Source organism: Streptomyces sp., assembly GCF_031178505.1.
Classification (GTDB): Bacteria; Actinomycetota; Actinomycetes; order Streptomycetales; family Streptomycetaceae; genus Streptomyces; species Streptomyces gulbargensis.
Map to the genome: position 1 here is coordinate 1 of NZ_JAPSIW010000817.1, position 2999 is coordinate 2999.

Annotated in this window: 2 protein-coding genes and 1 pseudogene; all 3 read right to left on the minus strand. The window is 77.1% G+C overall.

The window, feature by feature from the left end:
• Positions 1–187, minus strand: a pseudogene (locus tag RIF68_RS32835) (hypothetical protein); the annotation flags it as partial.
• A gap of 87 nt (positions 188–274) precedes the next feature.
• The gene (locus tag RIF68_RS32840; protein WP_309055043.1) at positions 275–1807 is read right to left on the minus strand and encodes a LuxR family transcriptional regulator; all 1533 of its coding nucleotides are present in this window, start codon (positions 1805–1807) and stop codon (positions 275–277) included.
• Between the two features lie 199 nt (positions 1808–2006).
• A partial coding sequence (locus RIF68_RS32845) for a pyridine nucleotide-disulfide oxidoreductase (protein WP_309055045.1) occupies positions 2007–2999 on the minus strand: 993 nt, incomplete at its 5' end.

Consider the following 2999-nt stretch of genomic DNA (forward strand, 5'->3'; position numbering starts at 1 on the left):
CCACGACGAACTCCCAGGTCGTCGCCGCCTTCGCGGTGGAGGCGAGGCTCGGCCCGCCCCGCTCCGTGAGCCCCCCGGACGCGTCCGCCTCCCGCCGCGCGGACCTGCGCGACCCGACGGCCTGCAGTACGGATCCCGTGCCGTAACAGATCGAGGCGGCGATGGCGGTCAGCAGTCCTACGAGCACCGGCAGGCTCCGTTCCAGGGGGAGGGGTACGGACTGCCAGACGGGGGATCGGGTCCCTAAGTTGCCTCGCGGGGTCATGCGGACCGATCAGCCGGCGCGGCCTTCGCCCGGAGGACGGGTGCGCGGGTGTTGGAGCCGGGCGGCCGCGCGGTCGGCGTCGGGGCGGGCGCCGAGGCGGTGGAAGGCGTCCCGCGCCGAGGTCAGTTCGCGCCGGGCCGCCGCCGGGTCGCCGGCCGTCCGGTACGCCGCCGCGAGCAGGGTGCGGGCCCGCGCGGCCTCGTAGGGGACGCCGACCGCCAGCCAGGCGTCGCGCGCCCGCCGCAGGACGGCGACCGCCTCCGCGGTGCTCCCGGAAGCGGTACGGGCCAGGCACACCGCGCCGTACGCGGTGCCGGCCAGGGCGCGGGGGAGGGGGGCGTCCCCGGCGAGGGCGTGCAGGGCCGCCGCCGCGCGGGCCGCGCCCCGTACGTCTCCGGCGGCGAGGCCCGCCTCGGTGCGGGCGGCGAGCAGGCGGGAGCGGCCCAGGAGGTCGCGCCGGGGATCGTCCTGGTGGGCCAGGGCGAGGTCGAGCCCGGCGACGGCCGCGTCGGGCCGCCCCTGGGCGAGGCGCAGCAGCGCCAGGCCGGGCTGCGGCAGGTGGTCCAGGTCGTGGACGCGGGCGTAGGAGCGTGCGGCCTCGGCGAGGCGGCCCTGCCGTCGCTGGACGTCACCGATCGTGCGGTACGCGGCGGCGGCGGCCTCCGGCTGGTCCGCGGGGATCTCGTGGCAGGCCTGCCGGGCCTCGGACTCGGCGCGCGTCCAGGCGCCGAGCAGGTCGAGCACCTCGGCCCGCCGGGCCCGGAACACCCCGCGGAAGGGGTTCTCGCAGGTCGGGGCGGCGAGCGAGGCGGAGTCCCGGGCGGGGCGGCCCGTCCAGGGCGCGGCGGCCCAGGCGGTCGCCGCGTCCGTCCACGCGACCGCGCGGGGCAGGTCGGCCGCCCGGAGGCAGTGGGTCAGGGCCAGGGAGAGGAGCAGCCCGGTGAACCGGCCGCTGAGCGTGCCCGAGGTGGCCGCGCGGACCGCCTCGTCCAGGAGGGCGAGGGCCTCGGGGCGGCGGCCCTGGGCGAGGAGGACCGAGGCCGCGGTCTGCCGGGCGAGGGCGATCAGGTCGGGGCTGCCGGAGCAGGCGGCGAGCGTGGTCATGAGGTGGCTCGCCGTCAGTGCCGTGACGGCGTCGCCGTGGGCGGCGGCCCGCTCCGCGTCGGTCCAGGCGAGGAAGCACTGCTCGGGGCAGGGCGGCAGGCCGTCCAGGTGGTGCCGGGCCCGGCGCAGCCAGCCGGCCGCCGCCGCGGGCCGGTCGAGACCGGCGTAGGTGTGGTGGAGCCACCAGGCCTCCAGGCCGGCGCCCCGGTGGTCGCCCGCCGCCACATGGGCCGCGTGCGCACGCAGCCGGGCCGCGGCGGACTCCTCCACGTGCCCCGCCCACCAGGCCGCCTCCGCCAGCGCGGACAGGTCCCGGGCGGCCACCGCCCGGGTGGGACGGGCGTCGTGGGCGTGCAGCAGCGCGTACGCCTCGGCCCAGGACTCCCGGGCCACCGCGTCCCGTGCCCGCGCGACCGGGTCCGTCGTGGGTGCGGACATGGCCTCACCTCTTCCGGGCTTCCAGCGTAGCCGCGGGTCCGCCGCCCGGCCGGGCGGCGCGGTGCCGGGCCGGAGGGGGCCACCCGGAGGGCGGAGCCGCGACCGGGCCGACCGCCCGCGGAACGCCGGAACCGCCCGGCACGGCCCCGGGGCGGGGCGTGCCGGACGGTTCCGGCCCGGTCGGTCGGGCGCTCGGGTGTCAGTCGATGGCGCCGCTCGCGCGCAGCATGTCCTCGCGCTCGACGATCTTCACGCGCTCGCGGCCCTGCGGCTCGCCGAGCGCCTTCTCGGCGGCGTCGAGGGCGTACCAGCCCTCCCACGTCGTGTACGTGAGGCCCTTGCCCTCCAGGAAGGTGACGACGGCCTCCGGCTCCGGCGTCTCGGGGGTGAGCAGGCGGCCGTGCGCGAAGTCGTCCAGCAGGTTCGCGACGGTCTCGTTGGCGTCGCCCTTGGTGTGGCCGATGAGGCCGACGGGGCCGCGCCGGATCCAGCCGGTGACGTACGTGGAGGGCATCGGCGCGTCGCCCTCCATGACCCGGCCGCCCTGGTCCGGGACGGTGCCGCTGACGGTGTCCCAGGGGAGCTTGGGCAGCTCGTCGGAGAGGTAGCCCACCGCGCGGTAGACGGCCTGGACGTCCCAGTCGGTGGTCTGCCCGGTGCCCTTGACGTTGCCGGTGCCGTCCAGCTCGGTGCGCTCGGTGCGCAGGCCGACGACCTTGCCGTCCTCGCCGAGGATCTCCACGGGGGACTCGAAGAAGTGCAGGAACAGCTTGTGCGGGCGGTCGCCGATGTCGCGGATCGCCCAGTTCTCCAGGGTCTTCGCGACCATGTCGGTCTGCTTGTTCTTGCGCCGCTCCGCGATGGAGCCCTCGTCGTAGTCGATGTCCTCGGGGTTGACGATGACCTCGATGTTCGGCGAGTGGTCCAGCTCACGCAGCTCCATCGGGCTGAACTTGGCCTGCGCCGGGCCCCGGCGGCCGAAGACGTGGATCTCCACGGCCTTGTTGGCCTTCAGGCCCTCGTGGACGTTCGGCGGGATCTCGGTCGGCAGCAGCTCGTCGGCCGTCTTCGCGAGGATGCGGGCGATGTCCAGGGCCACGTTGCCGACGCCGAGGACGGCGACCTTCTCGGCCGACAGGTCCCAGGTGCGCGGGACGTCCGGGTGGCCGTCGTACCAGGAGGCGAAGTCGGC

Bases quoted from the DNA above. Each gene is read 5' to 3' on its own strand.
- RIF68_RS32840 (WP_309055043.1), bottom strand. From the start codon at position 1,807: ATGTCCGCACCCACGACGGACCCGGTCGCGCGGGCACGGGACGCGGTG.